Genomic DNA, 23,793 nt, shown 5'->3' with positions numbered 1-23,793 from the left:
GACAGCGCCAAGCGTATCGCGCAACCGGTCGTGCGCAGGCCCGCAGGACGCCGGTTGCGGTGTGACGAATGCCCGGTCACCCTCTCTCGCGCCCCAACCGATACGGTGGTCGCGTGACTGACGGCACCGCTCTCGGCGCGTCCCCCACGCGCGTCCACCTCGATGCCGGCGGGAGCGCCCGCCCCCACGAACGCGCCCGCCTCGCCTTCGAGCAGGCTCTCGGCGAGGGGTGGGCCGACCCGCGCCGGCTGTCGTCCGAGTCACGGCGCGCGTCGGCGCTCCTGGGGGCTGCGCGCGAGTCGGTCGCGCACAGCCTCGGGGTCCGGACGCAGGAGGTGCACTTCGGTCCCTCGCACACGGCGGTGCTGCACGCAGCGGTTCGCGGTGTCGTCCGCGGCCGACGGCGTGCAGGCGGGACGGTGGTCACGTCAGCGGTCGAGCGATCGGCGGTGCTCGATGCCGCCTCGTTCGTCACCGGGCCCGGTCGGGTCGACGTGCGCGGATCCGGTGTGACGAACGCGCACGTCCCCGCGCACGTGCGCATCCCTGTCACTCGGACGGGCCGGGTCGACGCAGAGGTCTTCGCCGGTGCGCTCGTGCCCGGTGTCGCGCTCGCGGCGCTGCAGCACTCGAACGGCGAGGTCGGGACGCTGCAACCGCTCGACGCGGTCCATGCGGCGGCACGTGCTGCCCGCGTCCCGCTGCTCGTCGACGCCGGAGCCGCGATCGGACACGTCGCGGTACCGCAGGCCTGGGACGTCCTCGCGGCAGATCCGGCTGACTGGGGCGGTCTCGCGGGGATCGGCGTGCTCGCGGTCCGTCCCTCCGTGCGGTGGGCGGCGGACTGGCCGGAGGACGCCGACGCGTGGTTCCCGGGCGGGGTGAGCGTTCCGCTCGCCTTCGCGGCAGCGGCGGCGCTCGAGGCGGCGCAGGACGACCTCGACGCGCAGGCTGTCCGGCGCCGGGAGCTCGTCGACCTCGTCCGCAGCCGGGTCATCGACATCCCTGACGTCGAGGTCGTCGGAGAGCCGGTGGACCGGCTCCCCCACGTCGTGACGTTCTCCTGCCTCTATGCCGACGGCGAGGCGCTCGTCTCGGCGCTGGACCGGGCGGGCTTCGCGGTGGGCAGCGGGTCCGCGTGCGCATCGACGACGCTCGATCCGAGCCACGTGCTCGCCGCCATGGGTGTGCTCACCCACGGGAACGTGCGTCTGGCGCTCGACCGGACGACGACCGCCGCCGACATCGAGGCCTTCCTCGACGCCCTCCCCGAGGTCGTCGCCGGCGTCCGCAGCATGCTCGGTGCGCAGGGCCTGTGAGCGACGCCCACGTCGTGGATGCCCGCGGCCTACGCTGCCCGTTGCCGGTGATCCGGCTCGCCGCGGCAGCTCGCGACCTCCCGGCGGGAGCACTGGTCGTCGTGTGGAGCACAGACCCGGCAGCGGAGCACGATGTGCCGGCCTGGGCTCGCATGCGGGGTCACGCGGTCGTCGCGTCCGCGCGTGAGCACGACGGCGGCGGCGGGCACCTCGCGCTGACGGTCGAGCTGGGCGCCGGTGCCCCACAGGACTGATCGCGCTTACCGGTCTGCCTCTTCACGCTGGGCATCGCGCGGCTCATGAGCCGGTCGTCCCGGGGACGCGACTGGGCCCGGATCGTGCGATCCGGGCCCTGTCGTCCGCGTGCGGGCGGGTGTCGTCCGTCAGCGGGTGGTCAGCTGAAGGAGCCCCCGCACGCGCAGCCGTCGCCCGCGTTGGGGTTGTCGATGGTGAAGCCCTGCTTCTCGATCGTGTCAGCGAAGTCGATCGTCGCGCCGTCGAGATACGGCACGCTCATCTTGTCCACGACGACCTCGACGCCGTCGTAGTCGCGCAGCGCGTCGCCGTCGAGCACGCGCTCGTCGAAGTACAGCTGGTAGATGAGGCCCGAGCAGCCGCCCGGCTGGACAGCGACGCGCAGACGCAGGTCGTCACGGCCCTCCTGCTCGAGCAGGTCGCGGATCTTCTGGCCGGCGACGTCGGTCAGCAGGACCCCGTGGGTCGCGGTCTCGGTGGTCTCGGTCATGGTGTCTCCCCACAATGAAGAAAATAGACGGGTGTGCGGCGGTGCCCGGGAACCCGGTTGCGGCCCCGCCAGGCGCATCTCTCGTCGGGTGGTGCCAGCGTGAGGTTCAACCACGCGTCCTCACACTTTGTTCCCACCAGCGTAAGCCCTCAGCGGGTCGTGCCGGCGAGCCTGCTCGGGGACCAGGTCCGGGCCAGGCGTTCAGCACACCTGCCGAGGTCGTCGAGGAGCTCGCCGGGACCGGGCTCCTCGACGAGTGGAACCGCTCCCCGGCCAACGACGGTGTGGAGCGAGGAGATGCCGTGCGCGGAGTACTCCCGCGTGCTCATGAGCGAGGAACCTGCGACGACGAGGCACGGGATCCCCACCTCGCCAGCTGCTCGTGCGGCCTCGCGCACGGCTGTGAGCTCGAAGGTCGCGCCATCGAGCTCCCCGCGGACGGCGACAACGAGGTCGACCGACGCGACGCGTCGGTCGAGGTCGACGGCCGACGCCGCGACACCTGGTCCCGGGAGCAGCCGGCCCCCGAGCGCGACGAGCGCGAACCCCGCTCCGCCGCCGGCTCCGGCGCCGGCCGTGCTGGCCGACGACCGGGATGCCGCCGACGCGCTGCGGGCGGTTGCGAGCGGCAGGAGCTGGCGCGGGCCTGGCACACCCTCCCGCAGGGCGTGCGCATAGTGACCGAGCGCACGTTCGAGCTCCTGCGCGGTCTCGTCGTCGAGCACGCCCGCCCGGGCCGCGCCCGCGCTCGTGCCGTGCAGACCGAGCAGTGCGATGTCGGTCGCGACAGCGCCGACGAGGTCCGCCCCGGCCAGCCGTCGGTGCGCGGCGACGAGCACCTCGTGCCAGGTGGCCGGGTCTGCTCCGAGGACATCGATGACCGCTCGTGCGGCACCGGGACGGGTCGGCCCGGGGCCCTGCGCGTGCTGCGCCGTCGACTCCTCGAGGCCTGCGAGCATCGAGGCCGCGGCCTGGGAGCCCTGCTGGGCGGCGAGCGTCAGGAGCAGACCTGCCCCGCCGTCCGGCACCTGCCCGGGCGCGGACCTGGCATCGAGCCCGACGACGACCCGGGTCGCACCGCAGTCGAGCGCGTGAGCGACCTGCGCGCCCAGAGACTGCGACGTGGCACCGTCGCGGCGCTCGACGTACGCCGTGCGGTCACCGCCGGTCCCGCGGACGACAAGGAGCCCGTCGGCGTCCAGGCCGACGCCGAGAGCCTCGGCGAGGAGCGGGACGACTCCGCGTCCGCCGTCGGGCAGCCCGAGTCCCGCCACGACGTCGTGCGGAGCACCACGCAGCCACCCGGACGCGACCGCACGCGCGACGTCCCCCGTCGGAGCGGGCGGGAAGGAGTCGGCGACGACGAGGACGTGCATGGTGCCATCCTCGCGCACGAGAGCCCTCTCCGGGCACGGAGCACCATGAGATGATGGCGCGCGTGAGCACCCTCGTGAACTCGACCTTCGCAGAGCCCCAGGCATCGCCCGCGCTCCTCCTCCTCGGCCAGGGTCGCGACCTCGCGTCCGAGCGGGGTGTCGAGTGCACGGGGGAGCTGCCGGCCGCGAGCGACCCCGGCCTCGTCGCCCGCGCACGGGCTGCCCGCGCGGCACTGGGAGACCGTGCGTTCGTCCTGGGTCACCACTACCAGCGCGACGAGGTCATCGACTTCGCGGACGTCACCGGGGACTCGTTCAAGCTCGCCCGCGAGGCGGCTGCCCGCCCGGAGGCCGAGTTCATCATCTTCTGCGGCGTGCACTTCATGGCTGAGAGCGCGGACATCCTCACCTCGGACGACCAGCGGGTGATCTTGCCGGACCTCGCCGCGGGATGCTCCATGGCGGACATGGCCGCGATCAACCAGGTCGAGGAGTGCTGGGACGTCCTCGCGGACGCGGGCATCGTCGACGCCACCGTTCCGGTGACGTACATGAACTCCTCCGCGTCCATCAAGGCGTTCACCGGCAGGCACTCGGGAACGGTGTGCACCTCGTCGAACGCCGAGGTCGCGCTGCGGTGGGCGTTCGACCAGGTCGGCGGTGTCGACGGCACGGGCAAGGTGCTGTTCCTCCCCGACCAGCACCTGGGACGCAACACCGCGCTGCTCAAGCTCGGTCTGCGCCCTGAGGACTGTGTCGTGTTCGACCCCCGCAAGCCGGACGGCGGGCTCACGTACGAGCAGCTCCGTGACGCACGGATGATCCTGTGGCGCGGCCACTGCTCCGTGCACGGGCGGTTCTCGGAGCGCAACGTCGCGGACATCCGTGCTGCGGTTCCGGGCGTCAACGTGCTCGTCCACCCGGAGTGCAAGAACGAGGTGGTGCAGGCTGCCGACCTCGTTGGATCGACCGAGTTCATCATCTCGACGCTCGACGCCGCGGCACCAGGGTCGGCATGGGCGATCGGCACCGAGCTCAACCTCGTGCGCCGCGTCGCGCGTGCGCACCCGGACAAGCAGGTGCACTACCTGGACTCGACCGTCTGCTTCTGCTCGACGATGAACCGCATCGACCTCCCGCACCTCGTGTGGGTCATGGAGTCTCTCGTGGCCGGGCGGCTCGTCAACCAGATCGTCGTCGACCCTGACGACGCGCACTGGGCGCGGGTGGCGCTCGACCAGATGCTCGCGCTGCCCGGACTCTGAGCGGAGCCGGCCTCGCCGGACGCCGGTCCCCCGACCTCCCGGACCGACCGGGGCCTGGCCCCCGGGTCCGAGTCCGCCTACGCCTGGATACCTGCTACTCGTAGTACCGTGCGATGGTGACCCGCCAGATCGCGCTCGCCCTCGCCACGTTCCGTCCACGCCGCCCCGTCCCGGGCCAGACGCTGCTCGACCCGTCGATCACCCGGACCCGCGTGCGGCCCGGCGACCTCGACATCTACCTCCACGTGAACAACGCGGTGTACCTCAACATGATGGACGCCGCGCGGAGCAACCTCATCGCCGACTGCGGCGCGATGCCGACCCTCAACGCTCGCGGCTGGTACCCGGTGGTTGCCGCATCGACGATCCTGTACAAGCGTTCGCTCACGCTCTGGCAGCCCGTCGTCATCACGACGCGCGTCCTGGGGTGGGACCCACGGCTGGCCTACCTCGAGCAGGTGGTGACCGTCCGCGGAGAGCTCGCCGCGCGGGCGATCGTCGCCGCCCGATTCCTCGGCAAGGGCGGGACCCGGGTCCCCGCGCCCGACGTCGTCGAGCTGCTCGGCGGACCGCCGCAGACGCCCACGCTGCCCGACGACGTGCTCGCCTGGGCACGCGCACTGGACATCGCCCACCGCTCCTGACGTCGCGACGCCCGGGCCCGAACGGGCCCGGGCGTCCGCGTCAGGACCGACGCCCGAGCCTGGAGAGCAGCAGCGCCTCGGCGAGCACGACCTTCTCGAGCTCCCCGAGATGGACGGACTCGTCGGCGCCGTGCGCGCGAGAGTCGGCGTCCTCGACCCCCGTCACGAGGATCGCGGCGTCCGGGTAGACGTCGAGCAGGTCGGCGATGAACGGGATGGAACCCCCGATGCCGATGTCCACCGGCGCAGTCCCCCATGCCTGCTCGAAGCACGCGCGTGCCGTCTGCATCGCCGCGGAGTCGGCGGGCGCCTGGAACGACCGACCGAGCTCGCCCGGGCGGACGACCACCTGCGCGCCGAACGGTGCGTGGGAGGTGATGTGGGCCTGCAGCGCCGCGAAGGCCTCCTCAGGGTCCTGGCCGCCCGCGATGCGCAGCGAGAGCTTGGCCGTCGCGCGCGGTGCGAGCGTGTTCGACGCCGTGGCCACCGCCGGCGCGTCCAGACCGATGACGGCGAGGGCAGGGCGGGTCCACATCCGAGCCGAGAGCGGACCGGTCCCGGCCAGCGTCGCGCCCTCGACGAGACCGCTGTCGGCGCGGAGCTCGGCCTCGTCGTAGTCGACCGTGGGGTCCGGCCCACTGGCCAGGCCCGCCACCGCGACCGAGCCGTCGTCGTCGTGCAGGGTGGCGATCAGCCGGGAGAGGAGCGTGACGGCGTCGAGCACCGGGCCGCCGTACATGCCCGAGTGGACCGCGTGGTCGAGCACGGTGACCTCGACCTCACAGTCGACGAGCCCGCGCAGGGACGTCGTCAGCGCCGGCACCCCGACCTTCCAGTTCATGGAGTCGGCGACGACGATGACGTCGGCCTGCAGGAGCGACTCGTACTCGGCGAGGAACGCCCCGAACGCGGGCGAGCCGATCTCCTCCTCGCCCTCGACGAAGACGGTCACCCCGACCTCGAGATCGTCTCCCAGGGCCCGCAACGCACCCAGGTGCGCAATGATCCCCGCCTTGTCGTCAGCGGCGCCACGCCCGTACAGACGGCCCGCGCGCTCCTGCGGCTCGAACGGCTCGCTCGTCCAGTGCTCGCGCTCGCCCGGGGGCTGCACGTCATGGTGGGCGTACAGCATGACCGTCGGCGCCCCGTCGGGCGCCGGCCGGCGCCCGACGACCGCGGGCCTGCTCCCACCGGCGCTGAGCACCTGCACGTCGGGGAGGCCCGCAGCGCGCAGGAGCTCTGCGACGGCATCGGCGCTCGCGGCGACGTGCGCCTGGTCGAAGGCCGGGGCGGAGACGCTCGGGATGCGGACGAGGGCCTCGAGGTCAGCACGCAGGACGGGGAAGAGCTCGCTCACGCGGGCACGGAGGTGGGAGAAGTCGCTCATCACAGCACCGTATCGCGGGCACCTGGGCGCTCGTGGCGTCGACTACGATCGGTGGGTGTTCTCACGCAAGAAGCCCTCAGACGCCCCAGACACCTCGGCCACCCCCGACGACGCCACGGCGACGGCCGCCGAGATCGAGCAGTCGGTCGGCAAGGGTCGCCCCACCCCCACCCGGCGCGAGGCCCAGGCCGCCAACAAGCGTCCGCTCGTCCCGGACGACCGTCGGGCGGCCGCGAAGGCGGCGCGCGCCAAGCAGCGCGAGGTCCGCGAGCGTGAGTACAAGGCGATGAAGACGGGCGACGACAAGAACCTGCCCTACCGGGACCGGGGCGCCGTGCGCCGGTACATCCGCGACTATGTCGACGCCCGCTGGAACATCGGCGAGATCTTCCTCTTCCTCGCGGCGCTGTTCCTCGTCGTGACGTTCGCCGCGCAGCAGAACGCCTACATCGCCCTCGGCGCGATCGTCGCGCTCTACCTCGTGGTGCTCCTCGCGATCGCCGATGCGTTCATCATGTGGCGGATGCTCAAGAAGCGGCTCATCGCGAAGTTCGGCGAGGAACACCTCGTCCGCGGGACGGCGATGTACGCGGTCATGCGCGCGTTCCAGATCCGTCGTGCCCGCCTGCCCAAGCCCATGGTGAAGCACGGTGAGTACCCGTCCTGACAGCTCGCGCCCGCGAGCACGACCCGCACGGCGTGGTTAGGGTCGTGAGATGGTCAACTATCGATACCTCGGCAACTCCGGTCTCAAGATCACGGAGATCACCTACGGCAACTGGCTGACGCACGGCTCGCAGGTCGAGAACGACACCGCCACCGCATGCGTCCACGCCGCGCTCGACGCGGGCATCACGAGCTTCGACACCGCCGACGCCTACGCGAACACGGCTGCTGAGCAGGTGCTCGGCGACGCTCTCGCCGGTCAGCGGCGCGAGAGCCTCGAGATCTTCACGAAGGTCTACTGGCCCACGGGTCCGGGCGGCGCGAACGACTCCGGCCTCTCCCGCAAGCACGTCCTCGAGTCCATCAACGGGTCCCTGCGGCGCCTCGGCACCGACTACGTCGACCTCTACCAGGCGCACCGCTACGACACGGAGACCCCGCTCGAAGAGACGATGCAGGCGTTCGCCGACATCGTCCGACAGGGCAAGGCGCTCTACATCGGCGTGAGCGAGTGGACCGCGGACCAGCTCCGCGCGGGCCACGCGCTCGCCACGGACCTGGGCTTCCAGCTCATCTCCTCCCAGCCCCAGTACTCGATGCTGTGGCGCGTCATCGAGGACGAGGTCGTGCCCGCGTCGCAGGAGCTCGGCATCTCCCAGATCGTGTGGTCGCCCGTGGCCCAAGGTGTCCTGTCCGGGAAGTACCGGCCGGGCGCCGAGCTTCCTGCCGGGTCGCGTGCGACGGACGAGAAGGGTGGCGCGAGCTTCATCCAGCGCTTCCTGCGCGACGACGTGCTCGAGCGCGTGCAGAACCTGCGGCCGGTCGCGGACGAGCTGGGCCTCACTCTTGCGCAGCTCGCGGTCGCCTGGGTGCTGCAGAACCAGAACGTCGCCGCCGCGCTCATCGGCGCATCGCGGCCCGAGCAGGTCGCCGAGAACGTCAAGGCGTCCGGGGTCGAGATCCCCGCGGAGCTGATGACACGGATCGACGAGATCCTCGGCGACGTCGTCGAGCGCGACGCCGGCAAGACCGCAGAGGGAGCCCCGAAGCAGCGCCCGTAGCCCACGGGTCAGCGAGCAGCGGTCACGGCACGTGCGTCGACAGGCGCACGGCCGTGGCCGCCTGCCTCCCGTCGTGCAGCAGGCGAGACTCCGCAACACCCTGCTCCGCCAGCCCACGCCACTGCTCTCCGAGCCATTGCTCGGCGTCGTACTGGGTGGTGAACACCGGGCTGATCGGCTCCTCGAGCACGGAACCGTCAGCGGCGACCATCTGCCACACCCACCGCGGGGGGATCATCGCAGCAGCCCCGTGTTGACCCGGCGCGCCCACAGCGGACCCTCGTAGACGAAGCCCGTGTACCCCTGCGTGAGGTCAGCGCCCGCGTCGAGGTAGGCGCGAGCGTCTGCAGCGGTGCGGATGCCACCGGCACCGATGATGACCGTGCCCGGACCGAGCCTCTCCCGCAGTCGGGCCACGACCGTGAGCCCGCGCTCGAGGAGCGGCGAGCCCGAGAGCCCACCCGGCCCGAGGTCGTGGTTGATCGTCGTGTTCACGGCCACGACTCCGTCGAGGCCGAGCTCGAGGACGAGGTCGGCGACGGCGTCGACGTCGGTGTCCGCAAGGTCGGGGGCGATCTTCACGAGGAGCGGGATGCGGGGGCGACCCGCGGACTCGCACGCCCGGTCCGCCGCTGCCCGGACCGCGACGAGGATGGGCCGGAGCGCGTCGACGGACTGCAGGTCCCGGAGCCCGGGAGTGTTCGGGGAGGAGACGTTGACCACGAGGTAGTCGGCGAGCGGGGCGAGCAGGCTCGCACTCGTCGCGTAGTCACCGGGGGCCTCCGCGGCCGGGGTGACCTTCGTCTTGCCGATGTTCGCCCCGACGAAGATCGCGCGGCCGGACCTCGTCGAGCGCAGGTCACGGAGCCGCTGCGCGGCTTCCGCCGCTCCCCCGTTGTTGAAGCCCATCCTGTTGCGGACGCCCCCGAGCTCGATCTCCCGCCACATCCGCGGCTTCTCGTTGCCCGGCTGCGGCTGCGCGGTGACGGTGCCGATCTCGACGAACCCGAAGCCGAGCATCGTCAGGCCCCGGACGGCCTCCGCGTTCTTGTCGAACCCACCGGCCAGCCCGAAGGGCGCCGGGACGCGGCGCCCGAACACGCGGACCCCGGGGCCCCGCTGCAGGTACGGCGCGAGCGCACCCTGGACGACGCCCGCGAGGACGGGCACCCGCCCGACCCCGGCGATGAGGCGGAAAGCGACCGTGTGGGCGCGCTCAGGGTCCATCCGTCTGAAGACGGCGTTGAAGAGGAGAGGGTAGATCATGGCCGCTGGATGTCCTTCGGTCGGGTCGTCGTGCAGAGCGGGTGGGGCAGGACGGGGCGGGCGCGCGCGCCGCACGTCGGTCACCGGGTGGCGCCCTCCCGGGTGCGCAGGAGCCAGACGAGGCCGATCACCGGCAGGACCAGCGGGACGTATCCGTACCCCTGGCCGAATGCCGACCACACGGTGCTGTCGGGGAAGTCCGCCTGGTCGACGAGCGTGAGCACACCCACGGTGAGCACCCCGACGAGCTCCGTCCCGCACGCGACCCACGCCACGGTGCGCCAGCGCCCTGTGCCCTTGGCCAGGGCCACGGTGGCGACGATGTAGACGATGCCGGCCGCGAGCGACAGGGAGTACGGCACCGGCGCCTGGGACCCGTCGGAGATCAGCTGGTAGGCGCCGCGGACGGTCGCCGCGAGCGCGAGGATCCCGTAGACGAGGACGAGCAGGCGCCCGAAGCCGCTGGCCGTGGACGCGGGCCCGTGGGGCTGCGGGGCGGACCGGGGCGCGCTCATGCTGCCCAGACCTGGGTGAGGCGGAACTCGAGGAAGACGACGGTGAGTGCGGCGACCACCATGACGACCGAGCTCCACCGGGTGCGCTCCGCGAACGCCCAGGCAGCAGCGAACGGAAGGATGAGCAGGACCGTGAGGAGGTAGCCCCACAGCTCGCCCGCCCGGACGTCGTACGACCCCGTGAGCAGGATCCCTGCGGCGACGATCACCTGGACGACGAGCAGACCTTCCACGACCGCCGCACCCCAGAGCTGCTTGAGGACGACAGCGCGGTCCTGGATGACGAACCACGTCGCCCAGCCGGCCTGGGCGAGGGCCACGGCCGCGATGAGGATGGTCAGGGGTGCGAACACAGGACGAGGTTACCGCTCGCGCTGCCGGGGCCGTATGCCGCCCGGTCCTGCGGGCACGTCCGAGGGTTACCATCGAGCGGTGGCAGACATCTCCTTCACCAGCACAGACATCAGCACGATCGCGACCGAGGCCCTCGTCGTCGGGGTGACCGGGACGCGCGACGCGCTCTCCGTCGTCTCCGCGCAGCCGCTCCCGGCACGTGTGCTCGCAGCCCTCGCACCGGACCAGCTCCGGGTGCTCGGGGTGCGCTCGGACGCCGAGTCGATCACGCGGCTCCCGGCGGGCGACGGCCTGGCGGCACGCGTTCTCGTGCTCGCCGGTCTCGGCACCTCCCCGGCGACGCCGGAGACCCTGCGCCGCGCTGCGGGGGCGGCCGTGCGGTCGCTCGCCGGCGGAGGCAGCGTCGCCGTCGCGCTGCCCGGCGCCGAGGTCGCCGACGTGGCAGCGGTTGCGGAGGGAGCGCTCCTCGGCGCCTACGCCTACCGGACGTACCGCACGGGTGAGGCAGCCACGGCAGGCACGCCGGTGAGCGACCTCACGATCGTCACGCCGCTCGCGGGGACCGCCGCCGTCACGGACGCCGGCGCGCGCGCCGAGATCGTCGCCCGTGCCGTCCATGGCACGCGCGACCTCGTCAACACGGCGCCCAACGATCTCTACCCGGGTGCCTTCGCGGAGGCCGCACGCAGCGCGGCCCGCGGCACCGGGGTCAAGGTCACGGTCCTCGACGAGAAGGCACTCGCCGCCGGCGGCTACGGCGGGCTGCTCGGTGTCGGCATGGGATCGGTCCGCGGCCCCCGGCTCGTCAAGCTCGTCTACTCCCCCGCTCGCGCCACAGGTCGCGTCGCGCTCGTCGGCAAGGGCATCACCTTCGACTCGGGCGGCCTGTCGCTCAAGCCTGCGAAGGGCATGGAGGCCATGAAGTCCGACATGGCCGGTGCCGCGGCTGTGCTCCACACGGTGCTCGCCGCCGCCCGGCTCGAGCTGCCCGTCGCCGTCACAGGGTGGCTCTGCCTCGCCGAGAACATGCCGTCAGGCACCGCCCAGCGTCCCTCTGACGTCCTGACCGTCCGTGGTGGCACCACCGTCGAGGTGCTCAACACCGACGCCGAGGGCCGCCTCGTGCTCGCCGACGGGCTCGTGGCCGCGCGGGAGGACGGTGCCGACGTCATCCTCGACGTCGCCACGCTCACCGGCGCGCAGATGGTCGCCCTCGGCAACCGGGTCTCTGCGGTCATGGGCACGGACGACGTCCGCGCCGACGTCGTCGCTGCGGCTGGCGCGGCCGGCGAACAGTTCTGGCCGATGCCGCTGCCGGCCGAGCTCCGCGCGAGCCTCGACTCCCCCGTCGCGGACCTCGCGAACATCGGGGAACGGTTCGGGGGCATGCTCGTCGCCGGTCTGTTCCTCAAGGAGTTCGTCGGAGACACCCCGTGGGCGCACCTCGACATCGCGGGCCCAGCCTTCAACGAGAGCGCACCCCACGGGTACACGCCCAAGGGAGGGACCGGAGTGGCTGTCCGCACCCTGCTCTCCTACCTCGAGTCCTGGTCCCCCGGCAGCTCCGCCACCCGAACGGCGGGCTGATCGTCCTCCGGCTCTCACCGCCCCAGGTGCGGGGTGTCTTGAGCGTCACAGCCCGCGACGCCCGAAAGACCGGCACCGCGCTTGGGGCAGGGCTACCTTGATGACAAGATGGAGACCGTACCGAACCCTTTTGCGCCTAAGGAGCTGCACGTGGCCGAGACCCCCGGCACCGAGTTTGACATCGTCGTCCTGGGCGGAGGGAGCGGAGGCTACGCGGCCGCCCTCCGGGCCGCCCAGCTGGGCCAGAAGGTCGCCCTCATCGAGGCGGACAAGCTCGGTGGGACCTGCCTCCACTACGGCTGCGTCCCCACGAAGGCTCTCCTGCACGCGGCAGAGCTGGCCGACAACGCCCGCGACGGCAGCCACTTCGGGGTGAACACCGAGCTCAAGGGCATCGACATGGAGGGCGTCAACAAGTACAAGGACGGCGTCGTCTCGGGCCTCTACAAGGGCCTCCAGGGACTCATCAAGTCCCGTGCCATCACCGTCGTCGAGGGCTACGGAAAGCTCGTCGGACAGGACGCGGTCGAGGTCGACGGGACCCGGTACACCGGCAAGCACGTCGTCCTCGCCACCGGCTCCTACTCGCGCTCGCTGCCCGGCCTCGAGATCGGCGGCCGTGTCATGACGTCCGACCAGGCGCTCAAGCTCGACACCGTGCCGAAGTCCGTCATCATCCTCGGTGGCGGCGTCATCGGTTCGGAGTTCGCGAGCGTCTGGCGCTCCTTCGGCGCCGACGTCACCATCATCGAGGGCCTCCCGCACCTCGTGCCCGCCGAGGACGAGTCGCTGAGCAAGAGCCTCGAGCGTGCGTTCCGCAAGCGTGGCATCGCCTTCAACCTCGGCGACCGCTTCGCCGGCGTCACCCAGGACGACTCGGGCGTCCACGTCACCCTGGAGTCCGGCAAGACATTCGACGCAGAGTTCCTGCTCGTCGCCGTCGGTCGTGGACCGCGCACCGCCGACCTCGGCTACGAGCAGCAGGGCATCACGCTCGACCGCGGGTTCGTCATCACCGACGAGAAGCTCCACACGGGCGTCGGCAACATCTGGGCTGTCGGAGACATCGTCCCCGGCCTGCAGCTCGCGCACCGCGGCTTCGCCCAGGGCATCTTCGTCGCCGAGCAGATCCTCGGTCTCAACCCCGCGCCGATCGTCGAGTCCGGCATCCCGCGCGTCACCTACTCGGACCCAGAGATCGCGTCCGTGGGCCTCACCGAGGTCAAGGCCAAGGAGCAGTACGGCGCCGACTCCGTCGAGGTCCTCGAGTACAACCTCGCCGGGAACGGCAAGAGCAAGATCCTCGCCACCCAGGGCTTCATCAAGCTCGTCCGCCAGAAGGACGGGCCCGTCGTCGGAGTCCACATGATCGGCGCTCGCGTCGGCGAGCTCATCGGGGAGGGGCAGCTCATCGTCAACTGGGAGGCCTACCCCGAGGACGTCGCAGCGCTCGTCCACGCACACCCCACTCAGAACGAGGCACTCGGAGAGGCCTTCCTGGCCCTGGCCGGCAAGCCCCTGCACGCCCACAACTGACCAAGCGATCGAAGGAGACCGGAGAGGTCATGCCAGACAACGTGCAGATGCCCGCCCTGGGTGAATCAGTCACCGAAGGCACCGTTACCCGCTGGCTCAAGCAGGTCGGCGACACCGTCGAGCTCGACGAGCCCTTGCTCGAGGTCTCGACCGACAAGGTCGACACCGAGATCCCCTCGCCGTTCGCTGGCGTGCTCGAGAAGATCCTCGTCGAGGAGGACGAGACCGTCGAGGTCGGCGCTCCCCTCGCGGTGATCGGGTCCGGCTCGGACAGCGACGAGTCCGCGTCGCCTGAGCCGGAGCAGACCGAGGAGTCCCGCCCGGAGCCCGCTCAGGCGGAGTCGACCGAGAGCCAGGCTCCCGCTGCGGGTGGTGGGTACGAGTCGCCCACCCCGGCGCAGGAGTCCGCGCCTGCCGCGCAGGACGCCCCCGCTGACGCGCCCGCCCCGGCCGACGCCGGAAGCGCCGCCGGCGAGGAGATCAAGCTCCCGGCCCTGGGCGAGTCCGTCACCGAGGGGACCGTCACGCGCTGGCTCAAGCAGGTCGGCGAGACCGTCGAGGTCGACGAGCCCCTTCTCGAGGTGTCCACCGACAAGGTCGACACCGAGGTGCCGTCACCCGTGGCAGGCACGGTCCAGCAGATCCTCGTCCAGGAGGACGAGACCGTCGAGGTCGGCACCGTCCTGGCCATCGTCGGCTCCGGCGCTGCACCGGCTGCGGCCGACGAGGCTCCCGCGAGCACGGCCTCGACCGCCGAGCCCGCGCAGACCACCGCCGGCGAGGCGCTGCCCGTGGCAGCCGAGGAGTCAGCTCCCGAGCCCGCGCAGGAGGCTGCACCGGCGCCCGTTCAGCAGGAGCCCGCAGCCCCCGCCGAGCAGGCACCCGCGGCCCCCGCCGAGCAGAGCCAGCCGGCGTCGTCGCCCGCAGGCGGCGTGTACCTCACGCCGCTCGTCCGCAAGCTGGCTGCCGAGAAGGGCGTCGACGTGACGTCCCTCACCGGCACCGGTGTCGGCGGTCGCATCCGCAAGGAGGACGTCCTCGAGGCGGCCGCCGCCGCGGAGCGCGCCAAGCAGGCAGAGGCCGAGAAGGCCGCTGCGTCGTCCCAGGCGACCGCAGCTCCGGCTCCGTCCGCCACGTCGGCCGCGGTTCCCGACGTCTCCCCGCTGCGCGGGACGACGGAGAAGGCGAGCCGACTGCGTCGGATCATCGCGGAGCGCATGGTCGAGGCCCTGCACACGCAGGCCCAGCTCACGACGGTCGTCGAGGTCGACGTCACCCGGGTCGCGCGCCTGCGCGCCAAGGCGAAGGAGACCTTCAAGGCCCGCGAGGGCGCGAACCTCACCTTCCTGCCGTTCTTCACGCTGGCCGCGGTCGAGGCCCTCAAGGCTCACCCGAAGGTCAACGGGGTGCTCGAGGGTGACACGATCACCTACCACGCCCAGGAGAACATCGGCATCGCGGTCGACACCGAGCGCGGGCTCCTCGTCCCGGTCATCCGGGATGCCGGGGACCTCAACCTCGGCGGGATCGCCCGCAAGATCGCTGACCTCGCGACGCGGACCCGTTCCAACAAGGTCACGCCGGACGAGCTCGGTGGAGCCACGTTCACCATCACGAACACCGGCTCCGGCGGCGCCCTCATCGACACGCCGATCGTCCCCGGCGGGACGTCGGCGATCCTCGGTACCGGCACGATCGTCAAGCGCCCGGTCGTCATCACCGATGCGGACGGCGCGGAGGTCATCGCGATCCGTTCCATGTGCTACCTGAGCCTGTCCTACGACCACCGTCTCGTCGACGGTGCGGACGCCTCCCGGTACCTCATGGCGATCAAGAAGCGCATCGAGGACGGTGCGTTCGAGTCCGAGGTCGGACTCTGACGCGCGGCACCACCTGACACCACGAGAGGCCCCCGACCGCACGGTCGGGGGCCTCTCGTGCTCGCGCAGCTCCGCCGAGCCGGTCCGGCTGCCGGGTCCTACGCTGGCGAGATGGTCCATGAGGCGAGCGTCCACCCCACAGTCGTCGTCGCGGGCTCGCACGGCCTCATCGGTACCGCGCTCGTGGCTGCCCTGCGCCGTGAGGGGAGCACGGTGCGGACCCTCGTGCGCGGCCCGGCCCGCAGCGCCACGGAGATCCAGTGGGACCCTGCACGGGGGACGCTTCCCCCGACGGCGCTCGATGGCGCGTCGGCCGTCGTCAACCTCGCGGGCGTCGGGGTCGGAGACCGTCGGTGGTCGGCGAGCCAGAAGGCCGCGATCCTCGAGTCGCGCACGGCGACCACGGACCTGCTCGCGCGTCGGCTGGCAGACAGCCGGAGCCGCTCGACCGTCCTCGTCCAGGCATCCGCCATCGGCGCGTACGGGGACCGGGGTGACGAGGTGCTCACCGAGGAGACAGCTCCGGGGGACGGCTTCCTCGCAGACGTCGTGCGTGACTGGGAGGCGGCCACGGCTCCCGCGAGTGCTGCGGGCGTCCGCGTGGTGCTGGCCCGCACCGGGATCGTCCTCGCACCGCACGGCGGCGCGCTCGGGCGCCTCCTGCCCCTCGTCCGGCTGGGGCTCGGTGGGCGGCTGGGATCAGGACAGCAGTTCTGGAGCTGGATCACGCTCGAGGACGAGGTGCGGGCGTTGCGGTTCCTCATCGACGCGCCGATCGCCGGTCCCGTGAACCTCACGGCACCCCAGCCCGTGCGGAACCGGGAGATCGTCGCGGCTCTGGGCCGGGCCTACCACCGGCCGACCGCGCTCCCCGTGCCGGCGTGGGCGCTGCGGCTCGCGCTCGGCGAGTTCTCCTCGGAGATCCTCGGGTCTCAGCGTGTCCTGCCTCGCGCTCTTCAGGACGCCCGCTTCCGGTTCGATCACCCGGACATCGACAGCGCGGCCCGCTGGGTGCGGTCGGCTGGGTGATGGCGGTGCGTGCGCGCTCCACCGCGGCTGCTCGGCTCACGCGCCTGCACCGGAGACCGCCTCGGTGACAGACGCGACGCGCCACGCAGGCTGCGTCGCACCGGTGACCGGCACCTGGACGAGTCCGAGCACGGCGTGGTGCTCGCTGGCACCGACGACGCGGGCGCCGAGCGCCGTGCGGACCGCGTGCTCGCTCACCGTGTAGCCGACCGCCACCGACGCGGCGCCCGCGTCGTGCTCGACGACCTCCGCGCTCTTCACGGTCACGCTCAGTCCGCTGATCGTCATGCCGTCGGTGATGAGCGAGCTGACGAGGGCGTCCGCCTGCGTGTGGGCAGCGGAACCGATGACGACGACGTCCGACCAGGCCACGTCGTCACCCGCCGCGCCCGCGCCGGCGAGATCGGTGACGAGGTCGAAGCGCGCCACCGTGAGGTCCGCGGCCGCGCGCGCGGGGTCCACCTGCTCGTCCGTGTCCTGCGCGTGGTCGTCCTCCGGCGCGCCCGCACTCCCAGCCGCACTCGCGCCCTGTCGGGCGTGCCCACGGTCGGCGCCCGTGCCCGCCCACGCGGTGCTGGCGGTTCCGCCGGTCGGCGCCGGCGTCGCACCGCTGCCGAGCCGCAACGTGGGGACGACGAGCAGTCCCGCGACCACCAGCACCACCACGCCGAGAGTGCTGAGAGCACCGACGGGACGCCGCAGCCGCGGCCGTGTGCTGACCTGCGCCGACGATCGGCGGAGAGTAGCGATCGTCCGGTCCGGTGCTCCGTGGTCCGGGTCGACCGGCGGGGACGCGGCGAGCAACGGCTGGCAGGGCACGAGGTCGTGGCTGCGGCTCGCCAGGGTGCCGACGCCCGGCCTGTCCTCGGCGTCGCCCAGGGCAGACACGAGCAGCCGGCCGAACGCGCGCACCACGCGCCTGTCCTCGGGCGAGCTCCCCACGTCATGGGCCGCGACGAGGAGGGGGTCGACGAGCGCTGCCAGGTGGTAGGCGTCCTCGCTGGCCGAACGTGGGAGCACGCCACCCCGGTCGGGGAGCGGCAGCGTGAGGACAGGCCGACCGTTCGTGACGAGGATCCGGTCGGCGACAAGCACCCCGTAGGAGTCTCCGGCGTGATGGAGCAGCGCCAGCGCCCGACCGAGGACGACGAGGAGCGTGCTGGCACGGCCCGCGGACAGGGCGCCCTCGTCGGCGCAGAGCCGCGCGAGCGTCGGACCGGTGCTGCGGGGCGTGACGAGGCCCAGCGCCGTCTGCCCCAGGTCGACGACGTCGACGAGACGCTCCAACGCGGGGTCGTCGACCTCGTGCCACGTCTCGAGGCGTCGCATCGACTGCCCGCGCGTGTCCGGGTCGGGAGCCGGAAGGACCGTGAGATCGAGCCGGGCGTCCTGCGGTCCGAGCACCGCGTACCGCCATGCGAGCGCGGGCGGGTCGGACGCGCCGTCCGGCTCGGGACGGTACCCGGCGGCGCGGAGCGCGTCGAGCATGGCGGGGGCGAGCGCCGGTGCCGCACGGGAGTCGGGGTGCATGCCCCCATCCCACCGGATCCGGTGCGCGAGATGCTGTTGTCCACAGGCCTCACTCAGACAGGGATGCGTCGACCCGTCCTGGCGCTCGTCCGCGCAGCGTCCAGCACGCGCGCTGTCGCGACCGTCTCCGCCGGGTCGACGGGAGCAGGGCCGTCCCCGCGGAGCCACCGCGCGACCGCCGGGTAGATGTCACCGTGCCCCCCGGGCGCCCGAGGAACGCGCACCCGTTCCCGCCCTCGGGCGATCCAGCCCTCGGAGCCCGCGGCGGCTGCCGCGTCCATCTCCTCGAACGGCGAGGCGTCGCTCTCGAAGCTCGTGACGACGTATGCCCCGCCGGTCCCGAGCACCCGGGTGCGCGGCCCCGGTGCCCCGACGACGGACCCGGCCCACAGGCGGCTGCGCACTGCGGGCCGCTCCCCCACGGGCGCATGCACCAGGGAGAGGAAGACGTCGTCCTCGGTGGGTGTCGTCAGGCCACGGAGCTCGGCGTACACGCTGGTCGCCGGACCGAAGAGCTGCACCGCCGAGTCCACGAGGTGCGTCCCGAGGTCGAGCAGGAGCCCGCCACCGACCGGGTCGTTCTCCTTCCACCTGTCCTGGGGGACGGGGCGCCACCGTTCCCACCGCCGTTCGAACGTGTGCACGTCGCCGATCGCCCCGGAGGTCAGCACCTCGCGCAGGGTCAGCTGCTCCGGGTCCCACCGCCGGTTCTGGAACACGGTGAAGGGCGTACCGGTCTCGTCCGCGAGCGTGACGAGCCGTTCGGCGCCGTCTGCTGTGAGCGCGATCGGCTTGTCGAGGAGCAACGGCACACCCGCCGACACGACCTGAGCGGCGTGAGCCTCGTGCAGGGCGCTCGGGCTCGCGAGGACGACGAGGTCGTACCTGTCGCGGTCGGCGAGCAGAGCGTCGAGGGTCTCGTGGACCGCCACGTCCGGCCAGTCCTCGCGCGCGTGCCGAACCCGCTCCGGGGAGCGGACGACGACTGCCGTCACCGCGTAGCCCGCGTCACGGATGAGCCGGGCGTGGATGCCACGCCCGGCTCCCCCGTAGCCCACGAGACCGACTCTCAGGCCGCGCTCGTCTGCCGTCCGGTTGCGGCCGGGCTCGTCCACGTGGTCGCTCATGCGTCCACGGTAGTGGCGTTCCTCCGGTCGTCAGCGTCGTCGTCCTCGCGGCGGGCGAGTGCCGAGGGCCACCAGACCTTCGGGCCGATGTCGTGGACGAGGGCAGGCACGAGGAGGCTGCGCACGACGAGGGTGTCGAGCAGCACACCGAACGAGACGATGAACGCCAGCTGGGCCAGGAAGAGCAGCGGGATGATGCCGAGAGCGGCGAAGGTCGCGGCGAGCACGATGCCGGCAGACGTGATGACCGAGCCGGTCAGGCGCAGTCCGCGCGTGACGCCGTCCCGCGTGCCGTGCTGCTTGGTCTCCTCCCGGACCCGGGTCATGAGGAAGATCGTGTAGTCGACACCGAGCGCCACGAGGAAGCAGAAGGCGTACAGCGGGACCGTCGGGTCCGCGCCCGGGAAGTCGAAGACGTGGTTGAACACGATGGCGGACACACCGAGCGCCGCACCGAAGGACAGGACGTTCGCCGCCATGAGGATGAGCGCGGACACGACGGACCGCAGCAGCAGCATGAGGATGAGGAGGATGACGACGAGCACGACGGGGACGATCACCGTGAGGTCGCGGGTCCCCGCGTCCTGGGTGTCCAGTCGTTCCGCCGCAGCCCCACCGACGACCACGTCGTCGGAGACGTCGTGCACGGCGTCGCGCAGGGCGCCCACGGTCTCGACCGCTTCCTGCGTGTCGGACGGGGCCGTCGTCGTGACGTCGATGCGTACCCGGCCGTCGACGACCGTGGGCGGCCCCTGCGCGGGGGCGCCCGGCGCACCCGTGCTGCCCTCGGTGACGAGCGCTGCACCTTCGACACCGTCGACCGCCGCGGCGGCGTCGAGCACCTCGTCCGCCTGGGTCTCAGGAGCGATGACGATGACGGGCTGCGTGCTCACGCCCGAGAAGTGCTCCAGGAGCACCTCCTCGCCGTCGACGGCGTCGACCTGGGTGAGGAAGACGTCCGACTCGCCCGTGCCCCGGGCGTCGAGGGTCGGGACGAAGGCGGCGCACGCGGCGAGGACGAGAGCGGTGGTGATCCACACGGGGCGGTCGTGCTTGGCGACGAACGTCGCGATCCGTGCCCACAGGCCGCCGCGGCTCCCCTCGTCGACGACGCTCTCGGCGGTGGCACCCTCGAACCGGGGGCGGCGGGGCCAGAAGACCGCACGTGACCGCTTGCCGCCGACGAGGAGCAGGGCGGGCAGGAACGTCATCGCGGCGAGGACCGCGGCGACGATCCCGACGGCGGCGACGGGTCCGAGGCTGCGGTTCGACGCGAGGTCGGACAGCAGGAGGCACAGCAGCCCGGCGATCACGGTGCCAGCGCTCGCGAGGATCGGCTCGAAGGACGCTCGCAGCGACTTTGCGAGTGCCGTGGCGGGGCTCTCGTACCTGTGGAGCTCCTCGCGGTACCTGGCGACGATGAGCAGCGCGTAGTCCACGGACGCACCGACGACGAGGATCGAGAGGATGCCCTGCGCCTGCCCGTTGAGCACGAGCAGGTCGGCGTCCGCCAGGTGGTAGACGACGAGTCCCGCGAGGCACAGCGCGAACACCGCGGTGAGGATGACGATGATCGGCAGGATCGGCGAGCGGTAGACGACCGCGAGGATGACGAGCACGGCGATGAGCGCGACGAGCAGCAGCACGGTGTCGATGCCACCGAAGGCGGTGACGAGGTCCGCGACGAACCCGGCGGGCCCGGTGACCCAGGCGTTGAGCCCTGTCCCCTCGAGCTGTTCTGCCAGCAGTCCGCGGATCTCCTCGACGACGACGGGGATCACCGCCTCGCCGTCCGCGAGCGGGCTCTGGGTCTGGCTCGCGTCGATGCTCACCGTGACGAGCGCGGCGAGACCGTCCTCGGAGGGGATGACCACGGGTGGTGCAGCGAGCACGTCACCGACCGTCGCCGGGTCGCCCTCCCCTGCCCCGGGGATCGGCGCGGCCCCGAGCGACTGGGCGAACTGCTCGAGGACGGCGAGCTGTTCGGGCGTCAGCGGCTCGTCGTCCTGGCTGGTGACGACGACGAGCCCGGGCAGCGACTCCTGGTCGACGAACTCGGCTGCGAGCTCGCCGGCCCTGGTCGACTCGGCGCTCGAGGGCAACGACGCGGCTGCGTCGTTCGTCTGCACGGAGCTGAGCTTGCCCTGCGCCTGGCCGCCGACGGCGCCGATCCCCAGCCAGACGGCCAGGGCGACGAGGATGATGAGGCCGCGGACCACGCCACCGGATCGTTTACTCAGCATGCTGAGTACTATTGGCTATCACGCACGTCGTTGCAACCGGGAGGACCACCACGTGACCGAGGACGCCACCAGCTGGCCGACCGGACGCCTGCTCTCCCATGTCGCGCGGAACCTCGAGCGTCGCTGGAACGCCCACCTGGACGGCTGGGGCCTCAACCACGCGAACACCCCCGTGCTCCTCGCGCTGCTCGCCCAGGACCACTCGCAGCGGGAGCTGGCCCTCGCCTCGAACGTCACCGAGCAGACGATGAGCCGCGTCGTCGCGCGGCTCGAGCGCCTGGGGTACGTCCTGCGCGCCGACGACCCCGACGATGCGCGGCGACGCCTCGTCCAGCTCACCGACGCCGGACGCGTCGCGGTCCTCGACGCCGCCCGGCGGGAGATCGGTGAGGACATGGCGACGCGCGGACTGACCCCCGAGCAGGTGGCCACGCTCCGGGAGATCCTCCTCGCGATGGTCCGCGCGGAGTCCCAGGAGCACGAGGACTAGCCTGGCCCCATGGAGTTCCAACCGGTCGACCTGGGGACCGCCCACGCCGACTACGAGACCACGTGGGCGCTGCAGCGCCAGGTGCACGCGGAGGTCGTCGAGGGTCTGCGGCCGGACACCGTCCTGCTCGTCGAGCACGCCTCGGTCTACACCGCGGGGCGGCGCACCCGGATCGCGGAGCGCCCCACGGACGGGACCCCGGTCGTCGACGTGGACCGCGGCGGGAAGATCACGTGGCACGGCCCCGGGCAGCTCGTCGCGTACCCGATCGTCGCGCTCCGCGAGCCGCTCGACGTCGTGGAGTACGTGCGCCGGCTCGAGCAGGCTGTCATCGACCTCTGCGCCGACCTCGGGCTGACGACCGTCCGCGTCGAGGGACGCAGCGGCGTCTGGTTCCCGGCGACGTCGTGGCAGCGCGACCGCAAGGTGTGCGCCATCGGCGTCCGCGTCGCACGCGGCGTGACGATGCACGGGCTCGCGCTCAACTGCGACCCGGACCTCGACCGCTACGGGTCCATCGTCCCCTGTGGCATCACCGATGCGGACGTCACCTCTCTCAGCGTGGAGGCCGGTCGTCGGATGACCGTCACCGACGTCGCACCCTTGCTGCAGATGCATCTCGAACGGACCCTCGCCGACGTGTCACCCACGTCACATCTGCTGCTTCCAGCAGACCCGGGTCCGAGCCCTGTGCTGCCGTAGGCTGACCCGAACGCCAACTCCTGGGAGACCTCGCGTGACAATCGCACCTGAAGGACGTCGCATGCTCCGGGTCGAGGCCCGCAACAGCGCCACCCCGATCGAGAAGAAGCCCGAGTGGATCAAGACCCGGGCGACGATGGGTCCGGAGTACACGGAGCTCAAGGGCCTCGTGAAGAAGGAGGGGCTGCACACCGTCTGCGAAGAAGCCGGGTGCCCCAACATCTTCGAGTGCTGGGAGGACCGTGAGGCGACGTTCCTCATCGGTGGGGACCAGTGCACGCGCCGGTGCGACTTCTGCCAGATCGACACGGGCAAGCCCGCAGACTTCGACGCGGACGAGCCGCGTCGAGTCGCGGAGTCCGTCCTGTCGATGGGCCTGCGGTACTCGACGATCACCGGTGTCGCGCGCGACGACCTGCCCGACGGCGGCGCATGGCTCTATGCCGAGACCGTCCGGCAGATCCACGCACTCAACCCCGGCACCGGAGTGGAGCTGCTCATCCCGGACTTCAACGCGATCCCCGAGCTCCTCGACGCGGTCAACGAGTCCCGCCCCGAGGTCCTCGCGCACAACCTCGAGACCGTCCCCCGGATCTTCAAGGAGATCCGCCCCGGGTTCCGGTACGACCGCTCGCTGTCGGTCCTCACCCGGGCGCGCGAGGCCGGCCTCGTGACGAAGTCGAACATCATCCTCGGCATGGGCGAGACGATGGACGAGGCGAAGGAGGCTCTCCAGGACCTCCACGACGCCGGGTGCGACCTCATCACCATCACGCAGTACCTGCGTCCGTCCGTGCGCCACCACCCGGTGTCCCGCTGGGTCAGGCCCGAGGAGTTCGTCGAGCTGTCGGACGAGGCCGAGCGCATCGGGTTCCTCGGCGTCATGTCCGGGCCGCTCGTCCGGTCCTCCTACCGTGCCGGCCGCCTGTGGGGCCAGGCCATGAAGCGACGCGGCATGGACATCCCCGCTGCGCTCGCCCACCTCGGTGAGCCGACGACGTCCCGCCAGGAGGCCTCGAGCCTCCTGCTGCGCCCGTCGCGCTGACGCCGCTCCTGACCCGTCCGCCCGGC

At 72.0% G+C, this 23,793-nt stretch carries 23 protein-coding genes; 13 read left to right on the top strand and 10 right to left on the bottom strand.

Annotation, left to right across the window (positions count from 1 at the left end; translation table 11 throughout):
• Positions 1 to 113: 113 nt before the first annotated feature.
• Complete coding sequence (locus AC54T1_RS06115; RefSeq protein WP_496911388.1) at positions 114 to 1,319, top strand: cysteine desulfurase family protein; 1,206 nt, start codon at positions 114 to 116, stop codon at positions 1,317 to 1,319.
• Positions 1,316 to 1,573 (top strand): sulfurtransferase TusA family protein, encoded by a 258-nt coding sequence (locus AC54T1_RS06110; protein WP_496911387.1) that lies wholly within the window; start codon positions 1,316 to 1,318, stop codon positions 1,571 to 1,573. The genes AC54T1_RS06115 and AC54T1_RS06110 overlap by 4 nt, the downstream gene beginning before the upstream one ends.
• 140 nt (positions 1,574 to 1,713) lie before the next feature.
• On the opposite strand, the gene AC54T1_RS06105 is transcribed toward AC54T1_RS06110, so the two are convergent.
• Both AC54T1_RS06105 and AC54T1_RS06100 read right to left on the bottom strand, forming a co-directional pair.
• The gene (locus AC54T1_RS06105; RefSeq protein ID WP_484344683.1) at positions 1,714 to 2,064 is read right to left on the bottom strand and encodes a HesB/IscA family protein; all 351 of its coding nucleotides are present in this window, start codon (positions 2,062 to 2,064) and stop codon (positions 1,714 to 1,716) included.
• A 149-nt stretch (positions 2,065 to 2,213) separates the two neighbouring features.
• On the bottom strand, positions 2,214 to 3,440 hold the full coding sequence (locus AC54T1_RS06100; protein WP_496911386.1) for a glycerate kinase: 1,227 nt from the start codon (positions 3,438 to 3,440) through the stop codon (positions 2,214 to 2,216).
• Positions 3,441 to 3,493: 53 nt separating this feature from the next.
• Between AC54T1_RS06100 and nadA the strand changes: the two genes are divergently transcribed.
• Complete coding sequence (gene nadA, locus AC54T1_RS06095) at positions 3,494 to 4,705, top strand: quinolinate synthase NadA (RefSeq protein ID WP_496911385.1); 1,212 nt, start codon at positions 3,494 to 3,496, stop codon at positions 4,703 to 4,705.
• A 113-nt stretch (positions 4,706 to 4,818) separates the two neighbouring features.
• Entirely contained in the window at positions 4,819 to 5,349 is a 531-nt protein-coding gene (locus AC54T1_RS06090) for an acyl-CoA thioesterase (RefSeq protein ID WP_484344686.1), read from the top strand.
• A gap of 40 nt (positions 5,350 to 5,389) precedes the next feature.
• Here AC54T1_RS06090 and AC54T1_RS06085 read toward each other — a convergent pair whose 3' ends face one another.
• Positions 5,390 to 6,736 carry a dipeptidase gene (locus AC54T1_RS06085; protein ID WP_496911384.1) on the bottom strand — a complete coding sequence of 449 codons (1,347 nt, stop codon included), beginning with the start codon at positions 6,734 to 6,736 and terminating at the stop codon, positions 5,390 to 5,392.
• 55 nt (positions 6,737 to 6,791) lie between these two features.
• Between AC54T1_RS06085 and AC54T1_RS06080 the strand changes: the two genes are divergently transcribed.
• Both AC54T1_RS06080 and AC54T1_RS06075 read left to right on the top strand, forming a co-directional pair.
• On the top strand, positions 6,792 to 7,403 hold the full coding sequence (locus tag AC54T1_RS06080; protein WP_484344688.1) for a DUF3043 domain-containing protein: 612 nt from the start codon (positions 6,792 to 6,794) through the stop codon (positions 7,401 to 7,403).
• Positions 7,404 to 7,452: 49 nt separating this feature from the next.
• Complete coding sequence (locus tag AC54T1_RS06075) at positions 7,453 to 8,463, top strand: aldo/keto reductase family protein (protein ID WP_484344689.1); 1,011 nt, start codon at positions 7,453 to 7,455, stop codon at positions 8,461 to 8,463.
• 22 nt (positions 8,464 to 8,485) lie between these two features.
• Here the strand turns inward: AC54T1_RS06075 and AC54T1_RS06070 are convergent, their stop codons facing one another.
• From AC54T1_RS06070 to AC54T1_RS06055, 4 genes are all read right to left on the bottom strand, one after another.
• Positions 8,486 to 8,701: a hypothetical protein gene (locus AC54T1_RS06070; protein ID WP_484344690.1), complete on the bottom strand. Its 216-nt coding sequence runs from the start codon at positions 8,699 to 8,701 to the stop codon at positions 8,486 to 8,488.
• A complete protein-coding gene (locus tag AC54T1_RS06065) occupies positions 8,698 to 9,729 on the bottom strand; it encodes a quinone-dependent dihydroorotate dehydrogenase (protein ID WP_496911383.1) in 1,032 nt (343 codons plus the stop codon). Before AC54T1_RS06065 ends, AC54T1_RS06070 begins: the two co-directional genes overlap by 4 nt.
• Before the next feature lie 80 nt (positions 9,730 to 9,809).
• The gene (locus AC54T1_RS06060) at positions 9,810 to 10,244 is read right to left on the bottom strand and encodes a hypothetical protein (protein WP_496911382.1); all 435 of its coding nucleotides are present in this window, start codon (positions 10,242 to 10,244) and stop codon (positions 9,810 to 9,812) included.
• Positions 10,241 to 10,597, bottom strand: coding sequence for a hypothetical protein (locus AC54T1_RS06055; protein WP_484344693.1), 357 nt, complete (start codon positions 10,595 to 10,597; stop codon positions 10,241 to 10,243). Before AC54T1_RS06055 ends, AC54T1_RS06060 begins: the two co-directional genes overlap by 4 nt.
• 79 nt (positions 10,598 to 10,676) lie before the next feature.
• Here AC54T1_RS06055 and AC54T1_RS06050 point away from each other — a divergent pair, with 79 nt between their 5' ends.
• The 4 genes from AC54T1_RS06050 to AC54T1_RS06035 all read left to right on the top strand — a co-directional run bounded on the left by AC54T1_RS06050 (position 10,677) and on the right by AC54T1_RS06035 (position 16,630).
• Entirely contained in the window at positions 10,677 to 12,185 is a 1,509-nt protein-coding gene (locus AC54T1_RS06050) for a leucyl aminopeptidase (protein ID WP_484344694.1), read from the top strand.
• A gap of 150 nt (positions 12,186 to 12,335) precedes the next feature.
• Positions 12,336 to 13,721 (top strand): dihydrolipoyl dehydrogenase, encoded by a 1,386-nt coding sequence (gene lpdA, locus AC54T1_RS06045; RefSeq protein ID WP_496911381.1) that lies wholly within the window; start codon positions 12,336 to 12,338, stop codon positions 13,719 to 13,721.
• A 29-nt stretch (positions 13,722 to 13,750) separates the two neighbouring features.
• Positions 13,751 to 15,601, top strand: coding sequence for a 2-oxoglutarate dehydrogenase, E2 component, dihydrolipoamide succinyltransferase (sucB, locus tag AC54T1_RS06040; protein ID WP_484344696.1), 1,851 nt, complete (start codon positions 13,751 to 13,753; stop codon positions 15,599 to 15,601).
• A 111-nt stretch (positions 15,602 to 15,712) separates the two neighbouring features.
• Entirely contained in the window at positions 15,713 to 16,630 is a 918-nt protein-coding gene (locus tag AC54T1_RS06035) for a TIGR01777 family oxidoreductase (protein ID WP_496911380.1), read from the top strand.
• 36 nt (positions 16,631 to 16,666) lie between these two features.
• On the opposite strand, the gene AC54T1_RS06030 is transcribed toward AC54T1_RS06035, so the two are convergent.
• Genes AC54T1_RS06030 through AC54T1_RS06020 form a run of 3 tightly spaced genes read right to left on the bottom strand, consistent with a single transcriptional unit; the run spans position 16,667 to position 21,530 of the window.
• Entirely contained in the window at positions 16,667 to 18,160 is a 1,494-nt protein-coding gene (locus AC54T1_RS06030) for a hypothetical protein (protein ID WP_496911379.1), read from the bottom strand.
• A gap of 53 nt (positions 18,161 to 18,213) precedes the next feature.
• The gene (locus AC54T1_RS06025; RefSeq protein ID WP_496911378.1) at positions 18,214 to 19,287 is read right to left on the bottom strand and encodes a Gfo/Idh/MocA family protein; all 1,074 of its coding nucleotides are present in this window, start codon (positions 19,285 to 19,287) and stop codon (positions 18,214 to 18,216) included.
• Positions 19,284 to 21,530 (bottom strand): MMPL family transporter, encoded by a 2,247-nt coding sequence (locus tag AC54T1_RS06020; protein ID WP_496911377.1) that lies wholly within the window; start codon positions 21,528 to 21,530, stop codon positions 19,284 to 19,286. Before AC54T1_RS06020 ends, AC54T1_RS06025 begins: the two co-directional genes overlap by 4 nt.
• A gap of 52 nt (positions 21,531 to 21,582) precedes the next feature.
• Between AC54T1_RS06020 and AC54T1_RS06015 the strand changes: the two genes are divergently transcribed.
• The 3 genes from AC54T1_RS06015 to lipA are packed head-to-tail and all read left to right on the top strand — an operon-like array spanning position 21,583 to position 23,767.
• Positions 21,583 to 22,020 (top strand): MarR family winged helix-turn-helix transcriptional regulator, encoded by a 438-nt coding sequence (locus AC54T1_RS06015; RefSeq protein ID WP_484344701.1) that lies wholly within the window; start codon positions 21,583 to 21,585, stop codon positions 22,018 to 22,020.
• A gap of 9 nt (positions 22,021 to 22,029) precedes the next feature.
• On the top strand, positions 22,030 to 22,722 hold the full coding sequence (gene lipB, locus AC54T1_RS06010) for a lipoyl(octanoyl) transferase LipB (RefSeq protein WP_484344702.1): 693 nt from the start codon (positions 22,030 to 22,032) through the stop codon (positions 22,720 to 22,722).
• A gap of 34 nt (positions 22,723 to 22,756) precedes the next feature.
• Positions 22,757 to 23,767 (top strand): lipoyl synthase, encoded by a 1,011-nt coding sequence (gene lipA / locus AC54T1_RS06005; RefSeq protein ID WP_484344703.1) that lies wholly within the window; start codon positions 22,757 to 22,759, stop codon positions 23,765 to 23,767.
• Positions 23,768 to 23,793 lie beyond the last annotated feature (26 nt).

Source organism: Sanguibacter sp. Z41_6, from assembly GCF_059621145.1.
This window is presented reverse-complemented; position numbering and strand designations above follow the sequence as displayed.

Excerpts from the sequence above, each read along its gene's own strand:
- AC54T1_RS06090 (WP_484344686.1), top strand. The coding sequence starts at position 4,819 with ATGGTGACCCGCCAGATCGCGCTCGCCCTCGCCACGTTCCGTCCACGC.
- AC54T1_RS06070 (WP_484344690.1), bottom strand. The coding sequence starts at position 8,701 with ATGATCCCCCCGCGGTGGGTGTGGCAGATGGTCGCCGCTGACGGTTCC.
- AC54T1_RS06105 (WP_484344683.1), bottom strand. The coding sequence starts at position 2,064 with ATGACCGAGACCACCGAGACCGCGACCCACGGGGTCCTGCTGACCGAC.
- AC54T1_RS06030 (WP_496911379.1), bottom strand. The coding sequence starts at position 18,160 with ATGCACCCCGACTCCCGTGCGGCACCGGCGCTCGCCCCCGCCATGCTC.
- AC54T1_RS06035 (WP_496911380.1), top strand. The coding sequence starts at position 15,713 with ATGGTCCATGAGGCGAGCGTCCACCCCACAGTCGTCGTCGCGGGCTCG.
- nadA (WP_496911385.1), top strand. The coding sequence starts at position 3,494 with ATGGCGCGCGTGAGCACCCTCGTGAACTCGACCTTCGCAGAGCCCCAG.
- AC54T1_RS06025 (WP_496911378.1), bottom strand. The coding sequence starts at position 19,287 with ATGAGCGACCACGTGGACGAGCCCGGCCGCAACCGGACGGCAGACGAG.
- AC54T1_RS06075 (WP_484344689.1), top strand. The coding sequence starts at position 7,453 with ATGGTCAACTATCGATACCTCGGCAACTCCGGTCTCAAGATCACGGAG.
- AC54T1_RS06085 (WP_496911384.1), bottom strand. The coding sequence starts at position 6,736 with ATGAGCGACTTCTCCCACCTCCGTGCCCGCGTGAGCGAGCTCTTCCCC.
- AC54T1_RS06020 (WP_496911377.1), bottom strand. The coding sequence starts at position 21,530 with ATGCTGAGTAAACGATCCGGTGGCGTGGTCCGCGGCCTCATCATCCTC.
- sucB (WP_484344696.1), top strand. The coding sequence starts at position 13,751 with ATGCCAGACAACGTGCAGATGCCCGCCCTGGGTGAATCAGTCACCGAA.
- AC54T1_RS06065 (WP_496911383.1), bottom strand. The coding sequence starts at position 9,729 with ATGATCTACCCTCTCCTCTTCAACGCCGTCTTCAGACGGATGGACCCT.
- lipB (WP_484344702.1), top strand. The coding sequence starts at position 22,030 with ATGGAGTTCCAACCGGTCGACCTGGGGACCGCCCACGCCGACTACGAG.
- AC54T1_RS06060 (WP_496911382.1), bottom strand. The coding sequence starts at position 10,244 with ATGAGCGCGCCCCGGTCCGCCCCGCAGCCCCACGGGCCCGCGTCCACG.
- AC54T1_RS06100 (WP_496911386.1), bottom strand. The coding sequence starts at position 3,440 with ATGCACGTCCTCGTCGTCGCCGACTCCTTCCCGCCCGCTCCGACGGGG.